Raw genomic sequence first — 22,208 nt, 5'->3', positions numbered from 1 at the left:
ACGCGCTCGCAGCACTTGAGCGACAAATCGCTCAGTTGCAGCACCTCGTCGGTGACGCTGCGCACGTCGTAGAGCGCCATGGTTTCGGTGGCGTCTTGGACCAAATCAACGATGTCGTCCATCGAATTGATGAGCGAATGGATCTGATCGCGATCAATCGGGGTGATGAAGGTCTTATGCAGCAGCCGATTCACCTCGGTGGTGATCTTGTCGGCGGCATGCTCCGCCTCATCCACCTCGTGGCCGTAACGGGCCCTCAGGGTGGTGTTGTCATAGTTCTGCACCAAGGCATGGAAGGCGCGCGCGCCTTCAACGATCTTGGCACCATGGGCGTTAAACAACTCGAAAAAATTGCCTTCACGCGGCAGCAGCTTGCCGAACATGGGAACTCCGATCCACTTGAAACGGCGCGAGTGTACCCGTGCCACGCCCCGGTTTCGCACTCACTCGCGGAAGATGAAATAAACCGCACCCAGCAAACACAAACCCGCCCAGACAAAGTCCCAGCGAAAAGCTTGTTTCATGTAGAGCATGGCAAAGGGCACGAAAACCACCAGAGTGATCACCTCTTGGGTGATCTTGAGTTGCGCCAACGAGATGCCCGCTGTATGGCCGATCCGGTTGGCGGGCACTTGCAAGAGGTACTCAAACAAGGCGATGCCCCAACTGACCAAGGCAGCGACGTACCAGGTCCGATCTGCCATATTTTTCAGATGACCATACCAAGCGATGGTCATGAAAATGTTCGACAGCAGCAGCAAGCCCACGGTCTGCCAAAGGGAGGACGACATCATGCGGCGAGGGGATCGATGCGCTGTGAAGCGCGGAGCTGCGTACACAAAGCGGCGGCATCGGCCACCCCCGGCAAAACCAAGGTCGGCAGCAGCTCCAGCAGTGGGCACAACACAAAGGCGCGCTCAGCGATACGCGGATGCGGCAGCTGCAAACGCAGCGTCTCTAGCTGGAGACCGAGCGGCAGCGCCCCACCATAAAACAGCAGATCCAGATCCAAGGTCCGTGGCGCGTTGCGATAACTGCGCTCACGCCCAAAGTGCTGCTCAAGCGCTTGCAGGGTGTCGAGCAAGGCTTCGGGCTCTAGGGATGTTTCAAGGCGCAGCACACCATTGACGTAATCGGGGCCATCGGCATCGACCGGCGCACTGCGCCACCATGACGACACGGCGGTGACACGGCAGCCAAGGGCTTGGTCCAAGGCCTGACACGCCTGATCAAGGGTGGCTTGGGCGGGCCCCAAATTGGCCCCGAGACCCACCCAAGCGATCAAGACGACACCGTTTCGGCCGACTCAGCGGGAACCCCGCTGCCTTCTTCTTTGGCCACACGCCGGCGTCGGCGCGGACGCCGCTTGGCGGGCGCAGCCACCGCATCGCCACCCGACGAGCCACCACCCGCCTCAGGCACGGCCTGAGCACGGCGGACCTGTTCATCGCGCCGGCTCTGCTCAATCAGCTCACGGCGCTCATCCTCATCGGCCAACGAAAAAGCCTCCCACCAGCGGGCCAGCTCCGGGTCGATCTCGCCCGCCTGCGCCCGCAAACGCAGGAAATCAAAGCCGGCCCGAAAACGGGGCTGTTCGACCAACGTCACCGCAGCGGCAAATTGACGCCGCTCAAAACGCGGCTGCATGAGCCACATTTCGCGCATATCGAGGCCCAGCTTGCCGCGCCCTGAGATGTCGCCGATGCGGGCATTGAAGACCGCATCGACGGCTTCTTGCAGCGCTTGCATCAAAGGCACGCCAGCTGTGGTGGCACGGATCTCGTCCCAACGGCGCAGCACGTCGTGCCAAAGCATGCAAGCCAGCATGAAGCTCGGGGCCACCGGCTTGCCTTCGGAGACCCGACGATCGGTATCCCCGAGGGCCAATTGGATGAACTTCTCGCGGCCATCGTGTTGGTGCGCGTCGTCCAGCACCGCATCAAGAATCGGGAACAGGCCGCGATGCAAGCCTTGCTTGCGCAACTCCTCCAAGCTGGCCAAGGCGTGGCCGGTCTGGAGAAGCTTGATCATTTCATCGAACACCCGCGAGGTCGGCACGTTGGCGAGCAAATCAGCCATGCTGCGCATCGGTGCGCGGGTATGCGGCTCGATCTCAAAGCCAAGCTTGGCCGCAAAACGCACCACACGGATGATGCGTACCGGGTCTTCGCGGAAGCGCGCACTCGGGTCACCGATCATGCGCAACACCCGCTTGCCCGCATCGTCGATACCGTGGTGGTAGTCGATCACCACCTGACGGGCGGGATCGTAATAAAGCGCATTGACCGTGAAATCACGCCGCGCCGCGTCTTCGTCCTGCGGTCCCCAGACGTTGTCGCGCAGCACCCGCCCACTGGCATCGACCGCATGGCTCTTACCGACCAACTCCGCCTTGGTGGTGCGCTCCGTCTTGCCCACCGAGACCTCATCAGGATCAAGCAGCGCGCGGAAGGTCGAAACCTCGATCACTTCGTGCTCTCGCCCCCGGCCAAAGACCACATGCACCAACTGAAAACGCCGCCCAATGATGAAGGCGCGCCGAAACAACGCTTTGACCTGCGCCGGCGTGGCGTTGGTGGCGACATCAAAGTCCTTGGGCCGATGGCTGAGCAACAGATCGCGCACCGCACCCCCAACGATGTAGGCCTCGAAACCCGCCTCTTGCAAGGTTGAAACCACACGAATCGCCCGCTCGTCGATCAACGCCAGGTCGATGCGGTGTTTTTCGAACGGCACCTCGACACGCCGTCCGGTCACGGGTTCGGAGACGGGAGCCACGTCTTGGGCGGGCGCAGCCGCTTTGCTGCGCCGAAACAAGGTACTGATGAATTTTTTGATCATGAAAACAATCGCAAGATTTGCCAGCCGCGCGCATGCGCCACCGTTTCCAGAGACGCCCCCGGGTTGGTTGCCACGGGATGACTGGCCATCTCCAGCAGGGGTAGATCGTTGATGGAGTCGCTGTAGACGCTGACTTGCTCAAAGTCGCTCAAGCGCAGGCCGAGGTCCGCCAGCCAAGCATGCACACGCACGACCTTGCCCTCACGGAAGGTGGGCGTACCTTGAATCCGGCCTGTCCACCCCCCCAGAGGGGTCTGTTCCAGATCGACTGCGAGCAGATGACTCACGCCAAAAGCCGCTGCAATCGGCGTGGTCACAAACGCGTTGGTCGCCGTCACGATGGCGACCAAATCACCCGCTTCTTGGTGCTGCTGCACCAAGGCCAGCGCACTGCCGTGCAAGGCGGGCTGAATCACCTCGGCCATAAAGCGCACGCGCGCCGCTTCAGCCTCAAAGGGTGGCCGACTGCGCCAAACGCGGGTGGCGAAATCCACATAGGCCGCCAGATCCATCGTCCCGGCTTGGTATTGGGCAAAGAAAGCATCGTTGGTGCGCCGAAAGCTTTCGCCGTCGGCCCAGCCGATGTGAACCATGAACTCGCCAAAGCTGTGATCGGAATCAATCGGCAGCAACGTGCCGTCCAGATCGAACAAACACAGCCGCTTGGGTTTGACTTTGCCAGCCGAGGTCATGGCTGCTCCTCCGCCGCCAGCATCTGGCGCACCAAAGGCACCGTCACGGCCCGCTGAGCCGCCAAGGCGTAGCGATCAATCCGGTCCAGCACCGCCATCAAATGGCTGAGATCACGCGCCAAGCGTCGCAAGAGAAAATCCATCACATCGTCCGAAAGAAAAATCCCACGCCGATCAGCATCACGCCGCAGCAAAAGGCGCATTTCATCTTCGGTGGGCGGCACCAATTGGAACACCAGACCCCAGCCCAATCGGCTGCGCAAATCGTCGCGAACGTCCAAATCGACCGGCGGCAAGTGGCCCGCAGCCAGCAAAGGCAGATCGCGGCTCACGGCCTCGACAAACATCACAAAAGCCGCGTGCTGCTGGGCAGCATCAAAGCGATCACAGTCATCGAGCACGATGAGTTGCGCATCGTCGTCGAGCACCCAAGGCATCGCCATGTCGGCATCGAACCACGCCACCTGCACACCACGGGCTTCGGCTTCCGCCTGTGCGGCACGCAGCAAATGGGTTTTGCCTGAGCCCACTGCCCCCCAGAGGTACACCGGCAAAGCCGCCTGAGGCAGGCTGAGCATCTGCCGCAGATGCGGCCACTGGGGATGGTTGGCCCCCGGCCAATACGTATCGAACTGGCAGGAGCGATCCGACTCGAAAGCCAGAGGCACTTGCCGCACCGGGAGAGAGTCGTCAGTTTTCATCGCACCGTCATCAGATCAACCGAGATACCACGCGCTGCCATGGTAGAGCGTGCGCAAGCGGCGCAAGGCCACCAACACCACCGCCCCCACCGGCAAAGCCACCAACACACCCACCAGACCAAACAAGTGGCCAAAGGCCAGCAAGACAAAAATAACCGCCAAGGGATGCATGCCGATGCGCTCGCCCACCAAGCGCGGCGTGAGGAAAAAGCCCTCAAGGATCTGGCCAAGTCCGTAAATCAACACCACCGCCAGCGGCCCGTACAGGCCAGGAAACTGCAACAACCCCGCCAAGAGCGCCAGCAGGGCACCCAAGCCAAAACCCACATAAGGTACCAAAATGGCACACCCTGTGAGCACCCCCAAGGGCAAAGCAAGATCAAAGCCGGCCAAGGCCATCGCCCCAGCGTAATACACGCACAACACGGCCATGACCCGCAACTGACCGCGCAGGTACTGACTCAACACCTCGTTGCATTCAGCCCCAAAGGCGTAGACCCTCGAAGCAAGACGCGGCGGCACCAATTGATGCACGCGCCGGGTCATGCTGGCCCGATCCACCAGCACGTAATAAAGCACCACCGGCACCAACACCACGTTGCCCAGCAGCGCCAGCAAAAAACTGCCGCCGATCCGAATCGAATTGAAGGTGGCCATCAGACCATCTTCCAGATTGGCGTTGAGGTACTTCATGACAAAGGCTTTTAAGCTCGCCTCATCCAACGGCACTTGCCAGCCGAGCTCAGCCAACAACGGTGTCAGCCAAACATGCAGCCGCACCGCCAGCAAGGGGATCTGCTCGCGCAGCAGGGGCCACTGTTTAGAGAGCACCGGCACGATCAACAACACCACACCGCACAACAGGCCCAAGGCCAACATCTCAACCAGCAACGCCGCCAAAGGCCGAGGCCACGATCCCAACGGCTTGGACAGGCGATCCACCAGTGGCAGCAACACATAAGCCAGCACCAAGGCCTCGACAAAAGGGGTGAGCACCGGCAAGAGCAGCCACACGCCACCCGCCAAGGCCAAGCCAAGGGCAGCCCAACCGATCATCAAGCGTTGTGTCGAGGTGATGCTCATGGTCATGGATAGGGGCGCATTTTAGGCAAGGTGCTCCGGCGAGCCGCCCGCAAGCGCCGCCATTGCTCATCCATACGCGCCCAATCGGGTGCGTCATCGGCATGCTGAAGATAGACCCCCAGATCTTGGATGGCCGCTTCGTTCTGCCCCAACCTCGCCAAGGTCAAACCTCGGTCGCGGTAACGCTCCCACGCTTGGGGTTGCAGGCTCACCAAGCGACCTTGCACGGCGAGCAAGCGCTGCCAGTCTTCTTGGCTGCGATGGGTCGATTCAAGGTTGCGCAGCAAACGCGCCATGATTTCACGCGGCGACGCCGCCCGCAGGTAATCCGCCAAGGAGTAAGCCGGTAGCCCCACGCCCGACTGAAGATACGGCTCCAAGCGCTCGCCCATGGCCTCCTTGGACAAGGAGGTGCCACACGCCGGGTCGATGATCGCGTCCCCAAGGGGCAAACGCAGCCGAATCAAGAAGTGCCCCGGAAACGACACGCCGTCAGCGATCAACCCAATCTGCCCCGCCAACTCCAGATAAAGCACGGCCAGCGTGATCGGGATACCACGGCGCGTGCGCAACACCTCATGCAGATAACTGTTGGCCGGGCTGTAGTAGTCGGTCTGGTTGCACGCGAAGGCGCACTCTTCAAAAAAGAACTGATGCAAGACCCTGACGCGTTGCAGCGGCCCCACCTCCACGGGAAGATGCTGGCGCAAGCGCAGCGCCAAGGCGTCGATATCCGTCAAGACTTGCTGGACATCGAGCGCGGGATATTCATCCTGGGCTACAGAAATTGCGGCCTCGGTCAGGGCAAAACCCTCATCCTCGGCCACGAGGGCAGCAAAGTAGTCGATCGGCGTGAGAACGGTCCAATTCATGGCCGCAGTGTAGGGGCAAGCCGCAAAGGCCCAAGCCTCAGCCACGCCGGATGAATGCGCGCCAGCGCAAGCCCAACAGGTGCAAAACGCCAAAATAGATCAGCGCTGCCGCACCGAGCACCAAAGCCAGCGCCGCCACCCGCAGATCCGCCCGGGCTTGCAGGCCCACCCAATCCAGCCCGGTCTGAGCCCAGAGCAAACCAGCGCCCATCACCCCCGCCGCTGCCAGCAAGCGCAGCAGAAAAACGCCCCAGCCGGGTTCGGGTTGATAGTGCCCGTTGCGCAACAAGCCTTTGAGCAGCCAGATGGCGTTGACCCAAGCGGCCAAACCGATCGATAAAGCCAGACCGGCATGGCCCAGCCAAGGCACGAAAACCAGGTTCAAAAGCTGGGTCAGGATCAGCACCCCCACGGCGATGCGCACGGGCGTGCGGATGTCTTGGCGCGCATAAAACCCGGGAGCCAGCACCTTGATGGCGATCAGGCCCATCAAACCCACGCCGTAGCCCATCAGGGCGATCACGGTCTGATGCACATCGGTGGCGCTGAAGCGCCCGTAGTGATAGAGCACCGCGACCAAAGGCGTCGGAAACACCATCAGTGCCACCGAACACGGCAGCGCCAGCAAAGCCACCAGCCGCAAGCCCCAATCCAGCAAGGCCGAGTAACGCGTGGCTTCACCGCTGGCTTGGGACGCAGCGAGTTGCGGCAGCAGCACCACGCCCAGTGCAACCCCCAGCAAGGCGGTGGGGAACTCCATCAGCCGGTCGGCGTAAGTCAGCCACGAGACCGACCCGGCCTGCAAGTGGGAGCCGATCTGGGTGTTGATCAGCAAGGAGAGTTGCGCCACCGACACGCCCAGCAAGGCCGGCCCCATCTGACGCAGGATGCGTCGCACGCCCTCATGCCGCCAAGCGGCCCGAAAAGCCGTTGGCCCCAGGCCGATCCGAGGCATCAAACCCAGTCGCGCCAAGGCGGGTATTTGCACCGCCAGTTGCAGCGCCCCCCCCACCATCACGCCCAAGGCCAAGGCATAAATCGGCGGCCAGCCATGGCGCTGCAACCACGGCGCGCCCAGCCAAGCCGCAGCGATCACGCACACATTGAGGATCACAGGCGTGACCGCTGGCACGGCAAAACGCTTCCACGTGTTCAAAATACCAGCCGACAAAGCCACCAAGGACATGCAGCCGATGTAGGGAAACATCCAGCGCGTCATCACGACTGCCGCATCAGCCCCTTCAGGCGGCAACCCGGCCGCCATGACCCAGACCAGCACGGGCGCAGCCAGCACGCCCAAGACACTGACCCCCAGCAGCACCCAAGCCAACACCGTGGCCACGGCGTCGATCAAGCGGCGCGTCGGCTCATCGCCCTCACGGGTGCGCGACGCCACCAAGATCGGCACAAAGGCTTGGGAGAACGCCCCTTCAGCAAAGAGGCGACGCAGCAGATTGGGGATCCGAAAGGCGACTTGAAACGCATCGGTGAGCGCACTCGCACCAAACGTGGCGGCGATGAGCTGCTCACGGACCAAGCCGGTGATGCGCGAGGCCAAGGTCAGCAAGGACACCAAAGAGGCGGCGCGCAACAGATTCATAAGGGATTCATCCTGACCTCGAAGGGCGCTGATTATCCCGTCAATTCACTTGGTGGTGGCGCGCCAACAGGCCCATGCTACAATCCAAGACTTTCCATCATCCGGACACTGCATAACCATGGCAACCGCAAAAGCCAAAAAGAAGACGGTCCGCCTTGCCTCAGGTCGCAAGCGCGCACGTCAGGACGTCAAGCTGAACGCCCAGAATTCTTCGCTTCGCTCCAAGTTCCGCACCGCCATCAAGGGCGTGCTGAAGGCTGTAGCGACTGGCGACAAGGCCAAGGCCGGTGACACTTTCAAGTCTGCCCAAGGCGTGATCGATTCGATCGCCGACAAAGGCATCTTTCACAAGAACAAGGCCTCTCGCTTGAAGAGCCGCCTTGCAGCCAAGGTCAAGAGCCTGGCTGCGCCCGCCGCCGCCTAAATCAGCTGCTCCGGATGGAACGAAAGGCCCGCCATGCGGGCCTTTCTTCATGGCGACATCACACAGCAGCGATCACAGCCGCTTTGTCAGCTTCTGACGTGAAGGCATCCGCAAAGAACGCCTCCGCCGGCAAAGCACACTGCCCGACAAAGTCGCGCTGCGCAGCCTCCACCATCACCGGCACACCGCAGGCATAGACCTGATGCCCGGCAAGGTTCGGGTGATCCTGCATCACCGCCTCATGAACCCATCCTGTGCGCCCCGTCCAAGCCTCTTCAGCGCGCGGCTCGGAAAGCACCGGCACATAACGCAGCTGCGGCAGCGTCGTCAAAGCCTGCTTGATCCAGTCCTCGGCATACAAATCTGCCTGGGTGCGACAGCCCCAATACAGGCTCACTGATCGTGTTGAAGCTTCAGCTTGCAGGACTTCAAGCATCGCCTTGATCGGCGCAAACCCCGTGCCCGAAGCCAGCAAGATGATCGGCGCGCCGCCCGCTTGCACACCAAAGCTGCCAAAGGGGCCTTCTAGGCGGAGGATTTCCTTCTCCTTCATCGCCCCAAACACGTGATCGGTGAACTTGCCACCTGGCAAGTGGCGGATATGCAACTCGATGCTGAGCTGCCCATCACGCGGAGCGCTGGCCATCGAGTAGCTGCGTCGCACCCCGTCGCGCAGCAGCACATCCACGTACTGGCCAGCGTGATAGCGAAACGACTGATGGGCCGGCAGTTGCAGTTGCACCAAGGCGACATCGCGGGTCGGCTTGCTGATGCTGATGACCCGGGCCGGCATTTTCAGCACCGGGAACTGGTCCGCCGCCGTCACTTGCGGCACATCAAGCACGCAATCGGTCTGCGGCACCGCCCGGCAGCTCAGAATCTTGCCGGCCGCTTCTTCCTCGGGGCTCAGCGCCTTGGCTTGGTGCGCGCCATGCACCACCGAGCCGCTGATCAGCTGGCATTTGCAGGAGCCGCAAGCACCGTCCTTGCAACCATAAGGCAGCCCAACGCCTTGGCGAATCGCCGCTGCCAGCAGGGTTTCATCAGGCTGAGCCTCAAAATGGCGGCCCGACGGTTGCACCGTCACGCTACAGGTCATGTCGCTATCCTTCGTTCACATCCAAATCATGAGGACCGCGATTGTGCCTTCGCCTTCGTCTTTTTCATCCCTCGCCGGCCGAACCCCAGCATGCAGCAAGCCCAGGGCCTTTCGTCAACCCCGGCTCTTGATCGTCGGCTGTGGGGATGTGGGTCTGCGCGTCGCCCAAGCCTTGGGGGGACGCCTGCGGCTGCGGGCGCTCAGCTCCAGCCCCGAGCGCTTTGCGCAGCTGCGTCAACACGGGCTCATCCCCATCACGGGTAACTTGGATCAACCGCGCAGCTTGAAGCGCCTGCGGGGCCTTGCCCCGTGGGTGATGCATCTGGCACCGCCACCCACGCAGCCTTCAACGCCCAACCATGCCTCCAAAGACCCGCGCACGCGCCATTTGCTGAACGCCTTGGGCACCTCGGTTGAACGCCTGATCTATGCCAGCACCACCGGGGTTTACGGTGATACAGGCGGAGCGCGTTTTGATGAAACCCGCCCTGTGGCCCCGGCCACAGCCCGCGCAGCGCGACGGGTGGACGCTGAACGCCAACTGCGCCAGCGCGGCAAGCACCTTGAGGCACCGTTGCAAATCGCCTTGTTGCGTATCCCCGGCATCTACGCCCTTGACCGCGAAGGCGGTGACCCGCGTGAACGCGTGCGCCGCAGCGCGCCGGTGCTGCGCGCTGAGGACGACGTCTACACCAATCACATCCACGCCGATGATTTGGCCCGGGCCTGCATCGCCGCGCTGTGGCGCGCCAAGCCGCAGCGGGTGATCCACGTCTGCGACCAAAGCGAGCTGCGCATGGGCGACTACTTCGACCTTGTGGCCGATCTGAGCCACCTGCCACGCCCGCCACGCTTGAGTCGAGCCGAAGCAAGCACGCAGCTCAACCCCATGACCTTGAGTTTCATGAGCGAATCACGCCGGCTCGACGCCACCCGACTTGAGCGCGAATTGCGGCTGGTGCTGCGTTACCCCGACATCAAGGCCGGGCTGGCGAGGCGGGTGACAGCGGCTCCAACGGCTCGTCCAGATGCGCCTCCACATCCAGCGGCAGCAACTGGATCGTCGCCCGCAGCCCCGGCACCGCGTTCATAAGGGCGTGCTCGACCGAACTGCGCACCGCCGCCGCTTGGCCCAAAGTCCAAACGGCGGGCATGTGCATGTGCAGATCGACATAGCAGCGGTGCCCGGCCCGGCGCGTGACCAAGTGATCGAAACGGATCGGCAAATCACGGAAGGTGTCGAGCACCGCGTCGATCTGCTCACGGACCTCAGATTCGACCGCTTGGTCCATCAAACCGGAGGCCGAGCGGGCGATCAACGAGGTGCCTTCGCGCAAGATGTTCAGCGCCACGCCGATGGCGATCAGCGGGTCCAACCACCACCAACCGCTGAGCTGCACGGCAAAGAGCCCGCCCACCACGCCCACCGAGGTCCAAACGTCGGTCATCAGGTGGCGCGCATCGGCTTCGAGCGCCATCGAGCGGTGCTCTTTGGCCTTGCGCAACATCGCCCACGCCAAGCCGCCATTGAGCGCAGTGCTGATCGCCGACAAGGCCATGCCCCAGCCGATGGCTTCCATGGGCTGGGGCATGAGAATGCGCTCGATGGCTGCCCAGATGATGCCAAGCGAGGCCACAAAGATCAGCACGCCTTCAAAGCCGCTGGAGAAATACTCGGCCTTGAAATGGCCGTAAGGGTGTTCTTTGTCCGGGGGCTGGGCCGCCAAGGTCACCATGACCAAAGCAAACATCGCCCCAGCCAGATTGACCAGCGACTCCATCGCGTCTGAGAGCAAACCCACCGAACCTGTCAGCCACCAAGCTGAGGTTTTGAGGGCGATGGTGGCGATGGCCACCGCGATCGAAAGTTTCAAGTAGGCGCTGACTTGCATAAGCGCCCTTGGTGAGTCAGCCCAGCGTCACGCGCGCGAACTTGCGCTTGCCGACCTGCACGACGAAGCTGCCGGCATCCACCTTCAGGCCTTTGTCGCTGATCACCGCACCGTCGATGCGCACGCCGCCCTGCTCGACCATGCGCAAGCCTTCGCTCGACGAGGCCACCAAGTTGGCTTGCTTGAGCAGCGCACCGATGCCGAGCGGTGCGCCGGTGAGGCTCACTGCGGGCACATCGTCCGGGATGCCGCCCTTGGCGCGGTTGTTGAAATCCTGCTCGGCCGTGTCAGCCGCCGCCGCGCCGTGGAAACGCGCCGTGATCTCCTTGGCCAGCAGCACCTTGGCATCCTTCGGATTGCGACCGGCCTCGACCTCAGCGCGCAAACCGGCAATCTCGGCTTCGCTCCTGAAGCTCAGCAAGGTGAAGTAGCTCCACATCAAGGTGTCGCTGATCGAGAGCAACTTGGCGAACATCTGATTCGCCGGCTCGCTGATGCCGATGTAGTTGTTCTTCGACTTCGACATCTTCTCGACGCCGTCCAAACCCACCAGCAGCGGCATGGTCAGGATGCACTGCGGCTCTTGGCCGTATTCGGCCTGCAAGTGGCGGCCCATCAACAGGTTGAACTTCTGATCGGTGCCGCCGAGCTCCAAGTCGCTCTTCAAGGCCACCGAGTCGTAGCCCTGCATCAGCGGGTAGAGGAACTCGTGGACTGCAATCGAGGTGCCGGCATGGAAGCGGTCGTGGAAATCATTGCGCTCCATCATCCGCGCCACCGTGTAGCGGCTGGCCAGCTGGATCATGCCGCGCGCGCCCAGCGGGTCGCACCACTCGCTGTTGTAGCGAATCTCGGTCTTGTCGGGTTCGAGCACCAAGCTGGCTTGGCGGTAGTAGGTCTCGGCGTTGAGCTTGATCTGCTCAGGCGTGAGCGGCGGGCGCGTGGTGTTGCGGCCCGAAGGGTCGCCGATCATCGAGGTGAAGTCACCGATCAGGAAGATCACGGTGTGGCCGATGTCTTGCAACTGACGCAGCTTGTTGAGCACCACGGTGTGGCCAAGGTGGATGTCGGGCGCGGTCGGGTCGAGGCCGAGCTTGATGCGCAGCGGCACGCCAGTGGCTTCGGCGCGCTGCAATTTACGGATCCAGTCGCCTTCGGGCAGCAACTCGTCGCAGCCCCGGCGAGTGACATCCAGCGCGGCGCGCACGCCCTCGGACAAGACAGAACCCACAGGGATCGCGCCCACGGGGGCCACAAGAGCTTCAGACAACGGAGATGACATGCGACAACAACCGCCACGGGCGGGGTACGGGTTAACAGGAAGGTGACTTTCGTCACAGCCGATATACTGCGCCGGCTTCCAAGGTGGCCCGGATTCTAGAGCTTCGGCTCGGGATGCCCATTGCTTTGTCGCTGATCATCGGGCAGATCAGGGGCCGCAACGCAAAGGACCGCCCTTGAACGCGCCCAACCGCTCTCTTGACGCCATCGACTCTCGGTACGCCACCCGACGCACCGCAACCATCGCCACCCTCGTGGCCCTGCTGCTCGGCTTTGGGGCCACCGCCTTCAGCGTGGCCCCACTCACGGTGACCGACAGCGCGCCTGTCACAGTGCGCATCCTGACCGAATCCTTGGCAAGTCCGGATGATCTCGACGATCAAGTCGAGGCTTTGGCCGATCAGCCGGTGACTTTGCATCACAGCCACCGGACTCAAGCCGGCGACACGATGGACACGCTGCTCCAGCGTCTGGGCGTGGACGACCCACAAGCGGCGCTCTTCCTGCGCCAGCATCCCGTCGCTCACAAGATTCTGGCGGCCCCAGTCGGCAAGTTCGTCCAAGTCACCACCTCAGGCAGCGGCGTTTCCGGGGCCAGCCTGAGCGACATGGTCGTGCTTGGCCCCCCCAGCCAAGCGGAGCGCCAAAACAGCCACGCCAGCCAAATTCACATCACTCGCCAAGGCAGCACGTTCAAAGTCGAAGAAAGCTTGCAAGCGCTGCACACCCAAACCCATGTCCGCAGCGTCCAGATCGAGTCGAGCCTGTTTGCCGCCGCAGACCAAGCCCAATTACCCGAATCCATCACCCTGCAACTGAGCGATTTGTTTGCCAACGACATCGATGTCCACCATGGTCTGCGCGCTGGCGACCACTTCACGGTGATCTACGAAACCCTGAGTGTCGATGCCGAGGCCGCCCTATGGACCCAAGAACCGCATCACTTGATCGCGGCTCAATTCGTCAACCAAGGACGCCGCTTCGAGGCCTTCTGGTTTGCCCAAGCGGGCCAAGGCCAAGGTCATTACTTCGACGCTCAAGGCCAGAGCAAAGAGCATCAGTTCTTGGCGGAGCCCTTGCCCGCGTCGCGCATCACCTCCGGCTTCGCGGCCCGGATGCATCCGATCCGTCATCACCTGCATAACCACCTCGGTATCGATTACGCCGCCCCCAAGGGCAGCCCGGTGCGTGCGGTGGGCACCGGCCAAGTGGTGTTTGCAGGTTGGCAAAAAGGCTACGGCAACGTCATCCGCCTGCGCCACAGCGACGCGCTGGAGACGGTCTATGCGCACCTGAGCCGCAGCAGCGTCAAAGTGGGCCAAAGCGTGACCCGAGGCCAGTTGATCGGTGCCGTGGGCTCAACGGGCTTGGCCACTGGGCCTCATCTGCATTTCGAATTCAAAACCGACGGCCATCAAGTTGATCCAGCGAACGTCGCCCGCAGCTCCCCGCCACTCACCACCTTGGCCAACACCGCGCGCAAAGCCTTCAACCGTGCCGCCAACATAGCCATGGAACAACTCGCCGCGACAGCGCCCCAACAAGCCGATGGCTTGGTCGTCGCCATGGCCCGGATGGAATGAAAGCCGCCCCGCGTTCCTTCATCGGCCTGATGTCAGGCACCTCCCTCGACGGGGTCGATGGCGTGCTATGTACTTTTGATGCCGACGGAACATGGCAAGGCATGCGCGCCCATGCGCATCGGCCCTTCTCGCCCGCGCTTTACGCCGAGTTGCAGGCCTTGCAGTCGCCGGGCTTCAATGAACTGCATCGCAGTGCCTTGGCGGGCAACGCCCTGGCGCGGGTCTATGCCGAAACCTGTGCCGATCTCCTCGAACAAGCCCAGCTGCGCCCCCAAGACATCAGCGCCATCGGTGCCCATGGTCAAACCGTGCGCCATCAACCGGGCCTGCACGACGGCACGGGCTACACCATTCAGCTCTTGCAGGCCGCTTTGTTGGCCGAGTTGAGTGGCATCGATGTGGTCGCCGACCTGCGCAGCCGCGATGTGGCCGCAGGTGGCCAAGGTGCGCCCTTGGTGCCCCCTTTTCATCAAGCCTTGTTTGGCCGAGGGGATCGCATACGCGGCGTGGTCAACATCGGCGGGATCAGCAACATCACGCTGCTGCGCCCCGATCAGCCGCTAATCGGTTTTGATTGCGGCCCGGGCAATACCTTGCTGGATCACTGGTGTCAAACCCACCGCCAACAGCCTTTTGACCGTGATGGTGCATGGGCCGCCCAAGGTCGGGTAGATCCAAGCCTGCTTGATCACCTGCATCAAGAAATGTTTTTCGCGCTGCCTGCGCCCAAAAGCACCGGGCGCGATCTCTTCAACGCCGCGTGGCTGGCGCACAAGCTCCAAGCATGGGCTGAACAACCCATTTCAGCCACAGACGTGCAAGCCACCCTGACTGAACTGACCGCTCGCAGCATCGCCAACGAGCTGCTGCGCTACGCAGCGGATGTTCAGGATGTCCTGATTTGTGGGGGGGGTGCCTTCAACACGCACCTGATGCAGCGTCTGCAAGCAGCTTTGCCGCAAGCCAAGGTGCTGAGCACCGCTGAGGAGGGCTTGGCACCGGATCATGTTGAAGCGGCGGCCTTCGCTTGGCTGGCTTGGGCGCACACCCAACACCAGCCCGGCAATCACCCTTCAGTGACGGGCGCGAAAGGCTTGAGAGTCCTCGGCGCGCGCCATCCGGCCTGAATCAAACCGCGAAAGTCAAACCGCGAAGCTTGAACCACACCCGCAGGTGGTGGTGGCATTCGGGTTCTTGATGACGAACTGCGCACCTTGCAGATCATCCTTGTAGTCAATTTCGGCACCGACCAAGTATTGCAAGCTCATGGCGTCGATCAACAAGGTCACACCGTTTTTCTTCATTTCGGTGTCATCTTCGTTGACGATTTCATCGAAGGTAAAACCGTACTGAAAGCCTGAACAACCGCCGCCTTGAACAAAGACGCGCAGCTTCAGGTCAGGATTACCCTCTTCAGCGACCAAATCAGCCACCTTGGCAGCAGCAGCATCGGTAAAAAGAAGCGGGACCGGCATTTCTGGGGCGACCGTGGCAGCAACTGCACTCATTGAAAATCTCCTGCGTAACGATGGATAAACGTGTGGGCCTGTGTGGGCATGTGGACATGGGTCCGGGATTCAATCAACTGCTCGCAACGAGAGCTGTTTTCTCTTCATCGGTCATTTTGTTCAATGAACCCTCAATGACCGCACCCTGATGCATTTCAAGAGCGACATAACGAATGTCACCTTGGATATGGGCCCGAGACTGCAACTCAAGCATGTGCGTTGAGATGACCGGGCCGTTAACGGCTCCGTTGATGATGACATGGCCCGCTTTGACCGTACCGTTGACCTTGGCTTTCTCACTGATGAACAGCATGTTGCTACTGCCCCCCAGAGCAATCACATCGCCAAGCACTTCACCATCGATGCGCAAGCCATCGCTGAAACGCAAAGTACCCTCAAAAAGAGCACCTTCGCCGACCAAACTTCGTATCGTTGGTTGTTTTTTTTGCCCGAACATGTCGGATTCTCCTGACAAACCTGAACCTTGACCCCAAACGGGCAGTGTACGACGCAGGCTTAGATCATCCGAGACATCCCGATAGATAGCACCTCACGGGGCCTTGCGGGGCGGGTGTTGTGGTGCTGTGGGTAGCGTGGGTCGTTGTTTACCGGGCACCAATTTCTCGTAGAACCGCACATCGCGGGTCAGCGCGAGATTTTGCTCTTCGAGCAAATGAACTTGGGCGGCCAAGCGATCTTGGGTTGCTTTCTCGGTCTTCAGCAGGCTGTCGGCGGTGTTGGCCACGGATTGCGCGGCGTCGCGCTCGCCGCGCACTTTCTGAATCTCTTCACGCAGCTTGGCAAGTTCCTCGTTGGCACCGACTTCAACGCCTGAAATTTCTTTGCCCACCTCGAAAGCCCATAGCGCTAAAGCAGCGGAAAACCCGAGGACCAAGGCCGATAAAGCCCAACGCATCGGCCACGGGGTATGGGTACGGACCGAAAACCGCGATGAGTTAACTGAAAGACGACGACGAAAAACTTTCCAACGCATGAGCAAACCTCGAACGCTCGACGCTGCTGCCAAGCAAGCAACGCACGATTTGCCGCGACGATACACGAAGGGCTGCCATTGGCAGCCCTTGGGTCTGGAACCTTGGTTCTCAGGACATCAGCGCTTGCTGAATTGCTTACGACGACGAGCGCCGTGCAGACCGACCTTCTTCCGTTCGACTTCACGCGCATCGCGCGTCACGAAGCCAGCGCGGCTCAGATCAGGCTTGAGCGTGGCATCGTATTCGATGAGGGCGCGGGTCACACCGTGGCGCACGGCACCGGCTTGACCGGATTCACCACCACCGTGGACGTTGACCTTGATGTCAAACGTTTCAGCATGATTGGTCAACAGCAACGGCTGCTTGACGATCATGATGGACGTTTGACGGCCGAAGTACTCTCCGACCGGCTTGCCGTTGACAGTGATCTGGCCGGTGCCCTTCTTGATGAAGACCCGTGCGACAGACGATTTGCGACGGCCAGTGCCGTAATTCCATTCTCCGATCATGGCAGCTCCTTAGAGAACAAGCGTCTTGGGCTGCTGAGCGGTGTGCGGGTGCGTGGCACCGGCATAAACCTTCAGCTTCTTGATCATCGCGTAGCCGAGCGGGCCCTTGGGCAACATGCCCTTGACAGCCTTTTCGATAGCGCGACCCGGATGCTTGATCTGCATGTCCTTGAACTTGGTCGCATAGATACCGCCCGGATAACCGGAATGACGGTAATAGACCTTGTCTTCGGACTTGGTGCCGGTGACGCGAATCTTGTCGGCGTTAACGATGATGATGAAATCACCGGTATCCACGTGCGGCGTATAGATGGGCTTGTGCTTGCCACGCAAACGGAGAGCGACTTCGCTGGCCACTCGTCCGAGAACCTTGTCGGCTGCGTCAATCACAAACCACTCGTGCTGCACTTCGGCCGGTTTGGCGCTGAAGGTTTTCATGCTTGTATCGAGTTAGTCATGGTTTCCATCCTGTCGGGCTCGGTGCTGCTTCTGAAAGGCAGCCTCTTGCCCCAGGCCCTGGTCCCTTCCAAAGAAGAGACTTTCTTTCCGGGAAACCGTTTCGGAAAAGCCCTCGATTATGCCTCAAAGCCATTCAGAAGCCCTGTGGCTGGCCTTCCACACCCTTGACATAGAAATTCATGCCGTACAAGAACTTGTCGGTGGCCACTTCATCGCGACGCAGCACCGCCTTACCGTCTTGCCCCAAGATGGGGCCTTTCCAGATCAGGGGCTTGCCGAGTTTCAAATCGGCCTGTGCCGCCTCCACGCGTTGCCTCAGCGGCACAGGCACCCTTGGCGACATGGACACCAGCGCCACGGCCTCTTCGCGCAGGCCCCACCACAGGGACGCTGAAACCCACTTTTGATCCAGCACGGACTGGATGGCTTGGCGGTAGTAGGACGTCCAATCCACCGCAAAAATCGCCAACGGTTCGGCAGTCCGCCCGACACGCTCTAGTTGCATGCGCGCCTCGGTGCTACGCAAAACCATGTCAACTTCAGCCCCCAGCTCTTGCTCAGCCTGGGCCGAGCCCACCACCCTGGTTTTGATCTGCGGGGCCGCTGTTTGCGCCCCCAAAGTGAACGCATTGATCGTGCGCATCGCTTCGAGCGTGGGCTGCACGGTGGGGACAATCACCCCCAAGGTGTGGGTTTGACTGAGCGTGCCAGCGATCAGGCCGACAAGGTAGGCACTTTCGTAGGTTCTTGCCTCAAAGACCCGCAAGTTATGCATCGTCTTGTGGCCCCCCAACTGCTCAAAACGAGCCGCTGGAGCATCAGCAGCCACACGGCGTATGGCGGCCGCCATCGCGGCCACGCCCTCCTCCGTCGCAACCCCCTGACCAAAAATCAGTCCATGGCCCTCGGCCACCAAGGCCCGCAAGGCTTCCTCGGCTTGGGCCTCATCCACCACCGTATCCACCGCCTGCACGTGGATACGCGCACCAAATTCGGCGGCAACAGCGTCGCGCGCCTGCGCCTGCTGAGCATCGGCATGGGCAGACACAAAAGCAACCTTTAGGGGGGGCGGTTGGGGTACAGCTTGTTCGGCGGGCCGACAGCCCACGACCCCGACGAACGCAAGCAGCACGACCCAAGCCGGCGGAGTCCTATACCTATACCGATAGGTCATGGCAAGCCTCTTCATCAAAACACAAGGCACGCTGGGCAATGGGCGAAAGGACAGCGCAACAAGGACCGTGCGATTATCACGCGCCCTGAAACCTTCGGAGTTGTCATGTCCCGTTGCCGCCACCCTGTCGCCCCAGGCCTTGCCACGCTGATGTTGGCCTTGGCGTTGACCCCTTCGGTGCAGGCGCAACCGGGCTATGCGCTGTACGGCGTGCTCGATGTTGCCCTTGGATCCTTCCAAAGCGCCGGCAGCGCACGCCTGAGCCACATCCAAAGCGGCGTCATGCACACCAGCTTCATCGGCCTAAGTGGCGAGGAGGCGCTGGAAAGCGGGGCCAAGGTGCTGTTCAATTTAGAGTCTTTCCTGCGCCCAGATAGCGGTGAGTCGGGTCGATGGACCGGCGCACCCAGCGATGGCGCTTGGTCGCGGGCCGCGAATATCGGCTTCTCCGGCTCGTTCGGCACGGTCCGCATGGGCCGTGTAGCGAACTTGATGTTTGTGTCGTCACGTGCTTTCAACAGCTTCAGCGCCACCTTGGGGGATGCACCGACTCTTTCGCTGGCGTGGTCCGACCCTAGAGGCAGCGCCGCACAGATAGAAGGTGACACCGCTTGGAGCAACGCGCTGAGCTACGTCGGTCTGAGCCAAGATGGCTGGAGCTTCAGCGGCCAAGCGGCGGCGGCCGAAGGCAACGGCAGCCGCAACCTCGGACTCACCATGGGCTACACGGCACCACGTTTCAGCGCCAGCGCCGCGTGGCAAGAGGTCAAGGTCGGTTTGGGAGGACAAAAGGAAAGCACCGGCAGCTTCGGGGCCACCTATGACTGGGGAGCCGTCAAGCTCTATGCCCAAGCCATCGGCATCGACGACCGCGCCCAAGGCACGCTGACCAAGGTGATGGATCTGAGCTTGGCGGCACCACTCGGTCAAGCCGGCAACCTCTTGCTCGCTTGGAGTCGCTCAGTGCTCGACATCGACAACAGCCAAGCCAGCACCCTGCGCTTGGGCTATGCCCACACCTTGAGCCCACGCACCGCGCTGTACGCCATGGCCTTGCAAACGCAGCGCACCGACTTGGCCCACGGCAACAGCGTGGCCATGGGTTTGCGGCATGCTTTTTAAGGGCCGCCGTATCAAATTGTGGACAATCGCGCCTCAATCTCGTCCTTCCGTCCGCATGAAATTGCTGCGCCTTGTTGCTTGTTTTGCTCTCCTTGCTCTGTCCATCGGCCTTCAGCCGACCTTGGCGCAAGGCTTTGATATCGGTGGCCTGCAAGGCCTGCAAACCCTCCAAGCAGCGCAGCAGCCCGCCGCCATGCCCGGCATCGGTCCCATGACGCCCAGCGGCCTCGGTCCCACCGTCATCAATCCGGCCACGGCCACCCATCCGATCAACGCGGCCGCAGACCAGCGCCTACTCGGATCGGACCCCAACCCCGCACAAGACGTCAAAGCCGAATCAGACCCCTTGGTGGGTAGCGGGCGCGACTTGCTGGCCGAGAACGAATTCCAACGCTTCGTCTTCAACGCCACAGGCCACAAGTTGGGCGTTTTTGGTCAAAGCTATTTCAATCCAGGGGATCGCAGCTTTGCGCCGGGCGAGCGCATGCCCGTGCCAGCCGACTACGTGCTTGGCCCCGGCGATGAGCTGTTTGTGCGGGTCTGGGGCAGCATCGACGTGGATCTGCGCGCCACGGTGGATCGCAACGGTCTGATCAATCTGCCCCGCGTCGGTGCCATCACCATGGCAGGTGTGAAGGTCAGCGAGGCTGAAACCGTCCTGCGCACCCAGATCGGGCGGGTGTTTCGCAATTTCAGCCTCAATGTCACCTTGGGCCAGTTGCGCAGCATGCAAATTTTTGTGGTCGGCCAAGCGCGCAAACCCGGCAGCTACACCGTCAGCAGCCTCTCAACGCTGATCAACGCCGTCTTTGCCAGCGGCGGCCCGAACACCAACGGCAGCCTGCGGCGTATCCAGCTCAAGCGCAATGATCAGATCGTGGGCGAGCTTGATCTGTACGACTTCATCCTCAACGGCGACAAAACCCAAGATGTGCGACTGCAAAGTGGCGATACCGTGGTCTTCCTGCCCAAGGGTGCCCAGATCGCCTTGCTCGGTGCGCTCGACAATCCGGCCATCTTTGAGCTCAAAAGCAGCACCGAATCGGCCGCCAAGGTGCTGGGTTATGCCGGCTTGAGCCGCATCTCGACCAACCGCCCCACAGCTTTGCTGGAACGCATCGACGCGCTCAACACCAAAGCCCCTCGCAGCGTCGGCACCGTGAGGCTCGACGATCAAAGTGCGGAAACCACCCTGCTGCGCGATGGCGACTTGCTCACCTTGTTCGGTCTGGCCCCCGCTTTTGGCAATGCCGTCACCCTGCGTGGCACCGTCGCCGCCCCCATGCGTTATCCCCACAGCACGGGCATGCGCATCAGCCAGCTCATCCCCGACCGCGAAGCCCTGATCACCCCGGACTACTACCAGCGCAAAAACCGGCTGGTGCAGTTCACGGCACCCACCGCCCAAGCGGCGGCGGCCGTCGATGTCAATCAAGGCACCGTCGAGCACGACGTGCGCAACATCGTCGATGAGCCCAACTGGGAATACGCCGTGGTCGAGCGCCTGAACCGCGAAGACCTGACCATGCAGGTGCTGCCCTTTAACTTGGGCAAGGCGGTCCTCAAACACGATCCTGAGCACGATCTGGTGCTCTTGCCCGGCGATGTGGTGACCATCTTTGGCATCAACGATGTCAGCAACCCGGTCAGCCGCCGGACGCGCTTGGTGCGGGTTGAGGGGGAAGTGCAAGCCCCTGGGGTCTACCAAGTGCGCCCCGGTGAATCGTTGCGCGGCCTGATCCACCGCATCGGCGGCCTCACGCCCCAGGCCTATGTGTTCGGCACCGAGTTCAATCGAGCCTCGACCCGACTGGCCCAGCAAGCAGCCCTGAACGAAGCCGTGAACCGGCTTGAGAACCAGCTCGCCAGCGCCGGGGCCGACCAAGCCGCCAATTTGGTGACCAGCGATGTGCAAACCGCCTTGCAACTGCGTACGGCGCACCTCGAAGCGCGCAAGGCCCAGATCAATCGCCTCAAGAGCATCAAGTCGAACGGTCGCATCGCCTTGGAGCTTGATCCGGCCGCCAGCACCTTGGGTGATCTGCCCGACGTCAGTTTGGAAGACAGCGACCGCATCTACATCCCGCATCGCCCGGGCTTTGTGCTGGTGGTGGGGGCGGTGGCCAACACCAATGGCTTGCTCTGGCGCGAAGAAAAACGGCTGCGCGATTACCTGAATGTGGCTGGGGTTGAGCCCGATGCCAACGAAGCGGGCCTCTTTGTCGTGCGGGCCGATGGCTCGGTCGAGCACAACCACGCGCATCGTGGCTGGTTCGATGCCTCGCTCGACAACCTGAAACTGATGCCCGGCGACACGGTGGTCGTGCCTGAAAAGACCGACCGCGAAACCTTCTGGACCGCCGTCACCCGGGG

24 protein-coding genes are annotated in these 22,208 nt (G+C 61.6%); 6 read left to right on the top strand and 18 right to left on the bottom strand.

Going from position 1 to position 22,208, the window contains the following annotated elements; genetic code table 11:
- The 9 genes from AC3VI7_RS08035 to murJ form a co-directional block, all read right to left on the bottom strand.
- On the bottom strand, positions 1–383 hold a 383-nt coding region (locus AC3VI7_RS08035; RefSeq protein ID WP_489671454.1), incomplete at its 3' end, for a DUF47 domain-containing protein.
- 60 nt (positions 384–443) lie between these two features.
- The gene (locus tag AC3VI7_RS08030; RefSeq protein ID WP_489669209.1) at positions 444–794 is read right to left on the bottom strand and encodes a DMT family protein; all 351 of its coding nucleotides are present in this window, start codon (positions 792–794) and stop codon (positions 444–446) included.
- Positions 791–1,285, bottom strand: coding sequence for a 2-amino-4-hydroxy-6-hydroxymethyldihydropteridine diphosphokinase (folK, locus tag AC3VI7_RS08025; protein ID WP_489669210.1), 495 nt, complete (start codon positions 1,283–1,285; stop codon positions 791–793). The genes AC3VI7_RS08030 and folK overlap by 4 nt, the downstream gene beginning before the upstream one ends.
- Complete coding sequence (pcnB, locus tag AC3VI7_RS08020; protein WP_489669211.1) at positions 1,282–2,841, bottom strand: polynucleotide adenylyltransferase PcnB; 1,560 nt, start codon at positions 2,839–2,841, stop codon at positions 1,282–1,284. The genes folK and pcnB overlap by 4 nt, the downstream gene beginning before the upstream one ends.
- Positions 2,838–3,533 carry an HAD family hydrolase gene (locus AC3VI7_RS08015; RefSeq protein WP_489669212.1) on the bottom strand — a complete coding sequence of 232 codons (696 nt, stop codon included), beginning with the start codon at positions 3,531–3,533 and terminating at the stop codon, positions 2,838–2,840. The genes pcnB and AC3VI7_RS08015 overlap by 4 nt, the downstream gene beginning before the upstream one ends.
- Entirely contained in the window at positions 3,530–4,234 is a 705-nt protein-coding gene (gene hda / locus AC3VI7_RS08010) for a DnaA regulatory inactivator Hda (protein ID WP_489669213.1), read from the bottom strand. Before hda ends, AC3VI7_RS08015 begins: the two co-directional genes overlap by 4 nt.
- Positions 4,235–4,249: 15 nt before the next feature.
- Positions 4,250–5,323: an AI-2E family transporter gene (locus AC3VI7_RS08005; RefSeq protein WP_489669214.1), complete on the bottom strand. Its 1,074-nt coding sequence runs from the start codon at positions 5,321–5,323 to the stop codon at positions 4,250–4,252.
- Complete coding sequence (locus AC3VI7_RS08000) at positions 5,320–6,189, bottom strand: SirB1 family protein (RefSeq protein ID WP_489669215.1); 870 nt, start codon at positions 6,187–6,189, stop codon at positions 5,320–5,322. Before AC3VI7_RS08000 ends, AC3VI7_RS08005 begins: the two co-directional genes overlap by 4 nt.
- A gap of 37 nt (positions 6,190–6,226) precedes the next feature.
- The gene (gene murJ / locus AC3VI7_RS07995) at positions 6,227–7,789 is read right to left on the bottom strand and encodes a murein biosynthesis integral membrane protein MurJ (RefSeq protein ID WP_489669216.1); all 1,563 of its coding nucleotides are present in this window, start codon (positions 7,787–7,789) and stop codon (positions 6,227–6,229) included.
- Between the two features lie 118 nt (positions 7,790–7,907).
- On the opposite strand from murJ, the gene rpsT reads away from it, so the two are divergent.
- Entirely contained in the window at positions 7,908–8,213 is a 306-nt protein-coding gene (gene rpsT, locus AC3VI7_RS07990) for a 30S ribosomal protein S20 (protein ID WP_489669217.1), read from the top strand.
- Between the two features lie 58 nt (positions 8,214–8,271).
- Here the strand turns inward: rpsT and AC3VI7_RS07985 are convergent, their stop codons facing one another.
- Positions 8,272–9,312, bottom strand: a complete 1,041-nt coding sequence (locus AC3VI7_RS07985) for a CDP-6-deoxy-delta-3,4-glucoseen reductase (protein ID WP_489669218.1) — start codon at positions 9,310–9,312, stop codon at positions 8,272–8,274.
- Positions 9,313–9,340: 28 nt separating this feature from the next.
- On the opposite strand from AC3VI7_RS07985, the gene AC3VI7_RS07980 reads away from it, so the two are divergent.
- Entirely contained in the window at positions 9,341–10,405 is a 1,065-nt protein-coding gene (locus AC3VI7_RS07980; protein ID WP_489669220.1) for an NAD-dependent epimerase/dehydratase family protein, read from the top strand.
- On the opposite strand, the gene AC3VI7_RS07975 is transcribed toward AC3VI7_RS07980, so the two are convergent.
- Positions 10,290–11,204 carry a cation diffusion facilitator family transporter gene (locus tag AC3VI7_RS07975; protein WP_489669221.1) on the bottom strand — a complete coding sequence of 305 codons (915 nt, stop codon included), beginning with the start codon at positions 11,202–11,204 and terminating at the stop codon, positions 10,290–10,292. The genes AC3VI7_RS07980 and AC3VI7_RS07975 overlap by 116 nt on opposite strands.
- A 16-nt stretch (positions 11,205–11,220) precedes the next feature.
- Positions 11,221–12,474, bottom strand: coding sequence for a tyrosine--tRNA ligase (gene tyrS, locus AC3VI7_RS07970; protein WP_489669244.1), 1,254 nt, complete (start codon positions 12,472–12,474; stop codon positions 11,221–11,223).
- A 187-nt stretch (positions 12,475–12,661) separates the two neighbouring features.
- Between tyrS and AC3VI7_RS07965 the strand changes: the two genes are divergently transcribed.
- Together AC3VI7_RS07965 and AC3VI7_RS07960 are read left to right on the top strand one after the other, a co-directional pair.
- Positions 12,662–14,068: a M23 family metallopeptidase gene (locus tag AC3VI7_RS07965; protein ID WP_489669222.1), complete on the top strand. Its 1,407-nt coding sequence runs from the start codon at positions 12,662–12,664 to the stop codon at positions 14,066–14,068.
- On the top strand, positions 14,065–15,195 hold the full coding sequence (locus AC3VI7_RS07960; RefSeq protein WP_489669223.1) for an anhydro-N-acetylmuramic acid kinase: 1,131 nt from the start codon (positions 14,065–14,067) through the stop codon (positions 15,193–15,195). Before AC3VI7_RS07965 ends, AC3VI7_RS07960 begins: the two co-directional genes overlap by 4 nt.
- 15 nt (positions 15,196–15,210) lie before the next feature.
- Here the strand turns inward: AC3VI7_RS07960 and erpA are convergent, their stop codons facing one another.
- From erpA to AC3VI7_RS07930, 6 genes are all read right to left on the bottom strand, one after another.
- The gene (gene erpA / locus AC3VI7_RS07955; protein ID WP_489669224.1) at positions 15,211–15,576 is read right to left on the bottom strand and encodes an iron-sulfur cluster insertion protein ErpA; all 366 of its coding nucleotides are present in this window, start codon (positions 15,574–15,576) and stop codon (positions 15,211–15,213) included.
- Positions 15,577–15,649: 73 nt separating this feature from the next.
- Positions 15,650–16,033 (bottom strand): bactofilin family protein, encoded by a 384-nt coding sequence (locus AC3VI7_RS07950; protein ID WP_489669225.1) that lies wholly within the window; start codon positions 16,031–16,033, stop codon positions 15,650–15,652.
- 93 nt (positions 16,034–16,126) lie between these two features.
- Positions 16,127–16,570 carry a hypothetical protein gene (locus AC3VI7_RS07945; protein WP_489669226.1) on the bottom strand — a complete coding sequence of 148 codons (444 nt, stop codon included), beginning with the start codon at positions 16,568–16,570 and terminating at the stop codon, positions 16,127–16,129.
- Between the two features lie 117 nt (positions 16,571–16,687).
- Complete coding sequence (gene rpsI / locus AC3VI7_RS07940; protein ID WP_489669227.1) at positions 16,688–17,080, bottom strand: 30S ribosomal protein S9; 393 nt, start codon at positions 17,078–17,080, stop codon at positions 16,688–16,690.
- A gap of 9 nt (positions 17,081–17,089) precedes the next feature.
- Positions 17,090–17,518: a 50S ribosomal protein L13 gene (gene rplM / locus AC3VI7_RS07935; protein WP_009453601.1), complete on the bottom strand. Its 429-nt coding sequence runs from the start codon at positions 17,516–17,518 to the stop codon at positions 17,090–17,092.
- Positions 17,519–17,672: 154 nt separating this feature from the next.
- The gene (locus AC3VI7_RS07930; RefSeq protein ID WP_489669228.1) at positions 17,673–18,587 is read right to left on the bottom strand and encodes a BMP family ABC transporter substrate-binding protein; all 915 of its coding nucleotides are present in this window, start codon (positions 18,585–18,587) and stop codon (positions 17,673–17,675) included.
- 231 nt (positions 18,588–18,818) lie between these two features.
- Between AC3VI7_RS07930 and AC3VI7_RS07925 the strand changes: the two genes are divergently transcribed.
- Together AC3VI7_RS07925 and AC3VI7_RS07920 are read left to right on the top strand one after the other, a co-directional pair.
- Positions 18,819–19,835, top strand: a complete 1,017-nt coding sequence (locus AC3VI7_RS07925) for a porin (RefSeq protein ID WP_489669229.1) — start codon at positions 18,819–18,821, stop codon at positions 19,833–19,835.
- A gap of 55 nt (positions 19,836–19,890) precedes the next feature.
- Positions 19,891–22,208 (top strand): SLBB domain-containing protein (locus tag AC3VI7_RS07920; protein ID WP_489671453.1); only part of this gene is annotated, 2,318 nt, incomplete at its 3' end.

It is taken from the genome of Leptothrix toolikensis (SeqCode) (genome assembly GCF_057922285.1).
The sequence above is the reverse complement of the archived record's forward strand: the minus strand, read 5'-3'. Positions and strand labels throughout refer to the sequence as shown.

What these genes read in the sequence shown, in the direction of transcription:
- AC3VI7_RS08030 (WP_489669209.1), bottom strand. Translation starts at nt 794, where the DNA reads ATGATGTCGTCCTCCCTTTGGCAGACCGTGGGCTTGCTGCTGCTGTCG.
- pcnB (WP_489669211.1), bottom strand. Translation starts at nt 2,841, where the DNA reads ATGATCAAAAAATTCATCAGTACCTTGTTTCGGCGCAGCAAAGCGGCT.
- AC3VI7_RS08015 (WP_489669212.1), bottom strand. Translation starts at nt 3,533, where the DNA reads ATGACCTCGGCTGGCAAAGTCAAACCCAAGCGGCTGTGTTTGTTCGAT.
- hda (WP_489669213.1), bottom strand. Translation starts at nt 4,234, where the DNA reads ATGAAAACTGACGACTCTCTCCCGGTGCGGCAAGTGCCTCTGGCTTTC.
- AC3VI7_RS08005 (WP_489669214.1), bottom strand. Translation starts at nt 5,323, where the DNA reads ATGACCATGAGCATCACCTCGACACAACGCTTGATGATCGGTTGGGCT.
- AC3VI7_RS08000 (WP_489669215.1), bottom strand. Translation starts at nt 6,189, where the DNA reads ATGAATTGGACCGTTCTCACGCCGATCGACTACTTTGCTGCCCTCGTG.
- murJ (WP_489669216.1), bottom strand. Translation starts at nt 7,789, where the DNA reads ATGAATCTGTTGCGCGCCGCCTCTTTGGTGTCCTTGCTGACCTTGGCC.
- rpsT (WP_489669217.1), top strand. Translation starts at nt 7,908, where the DNA reads ATGGCAACCGCAAAAGCCAAAAAGAAGACGGTCCGCCTTGCCTCAGGT.
- AC3VI7_RS07985 (WP_489669218.1), bottom strand. Translation starts at nt 9,312, where the DNA reads ATGACCTGTAGCGTGACGGTGCAACCGTCGGGCCGCCATTTTGAGGCT.
- AC3VI7_RS07980 (WP_489669220.1), top strand. Translation starts at nt 9,341, where the DNA reads ATGAGGACCGCGATTGTGCCTTCGCCTTCGTCTTTTTCATCCCTCGCC.
- AC3VI7_RS07975 (WP_489669221.1), bottom strand. Translation starts at nt 11,204, where the DNA reads ATGCAAGTCAGCGCCTACTTGAAACTTTCGATCGCGGTGGCCATCGCC.
- AC3VI7_RS07960 (WP_489669223.1), top strand. Translation starts at nt 14,065, where the DNA reads ATGAAAGCCGCCCCGCGTTCCTTCATCGGCCTGATGTCAGGCACCTCC.
- erpA (WP_489669224.1), bottom strand. Translation starts at nt 15,576, where the DNA reads ATGAGTGCAGTTGCTGCCACGGTCGCCCCAGAAATGCCGGTCCCGCTT.
- AC3VI7_RS07950 (WP_489669225.1), bottom strand. Translation starts at nt 16,033, where the DNA reads ATGTTCGGGCAAAAAAAACAACCAACGATACGAAGTTTGGTCGGCGAA.
- AC3VI7_RS07945 (WP_489669226.1), bottom strand. Translation starts at nt 16,570, where the DNA reads ATGCGTTGGAAAGTTTTTCGTCGTCGTCTTTCAGTTAACTCATCGCGG.
- rpsI (WP_489669227.1), bottom strand. Translation starts at nt 17,080, where the DNA reads ATGATCGGAGAATGGAATTACGGCACTGGCCGTCGCAAATCGTCTGTC.
- rplM (WP_009453601.1), bottom strand. Translation starts at nt 17,518, where the DNA reads ATGAAAACCTTCAGCGCCAAACCGGCCGAAGTGCAGCACGAGTGGTTT.
- AC3VI7_RS07925 (WP_489669229.1), top strand. Translation starts at nt 18,819, where the DNA reads ATGTCCCGTTGCCGCCACCCTGTCGCCCCAGGCCTTGCCACGCTGATG.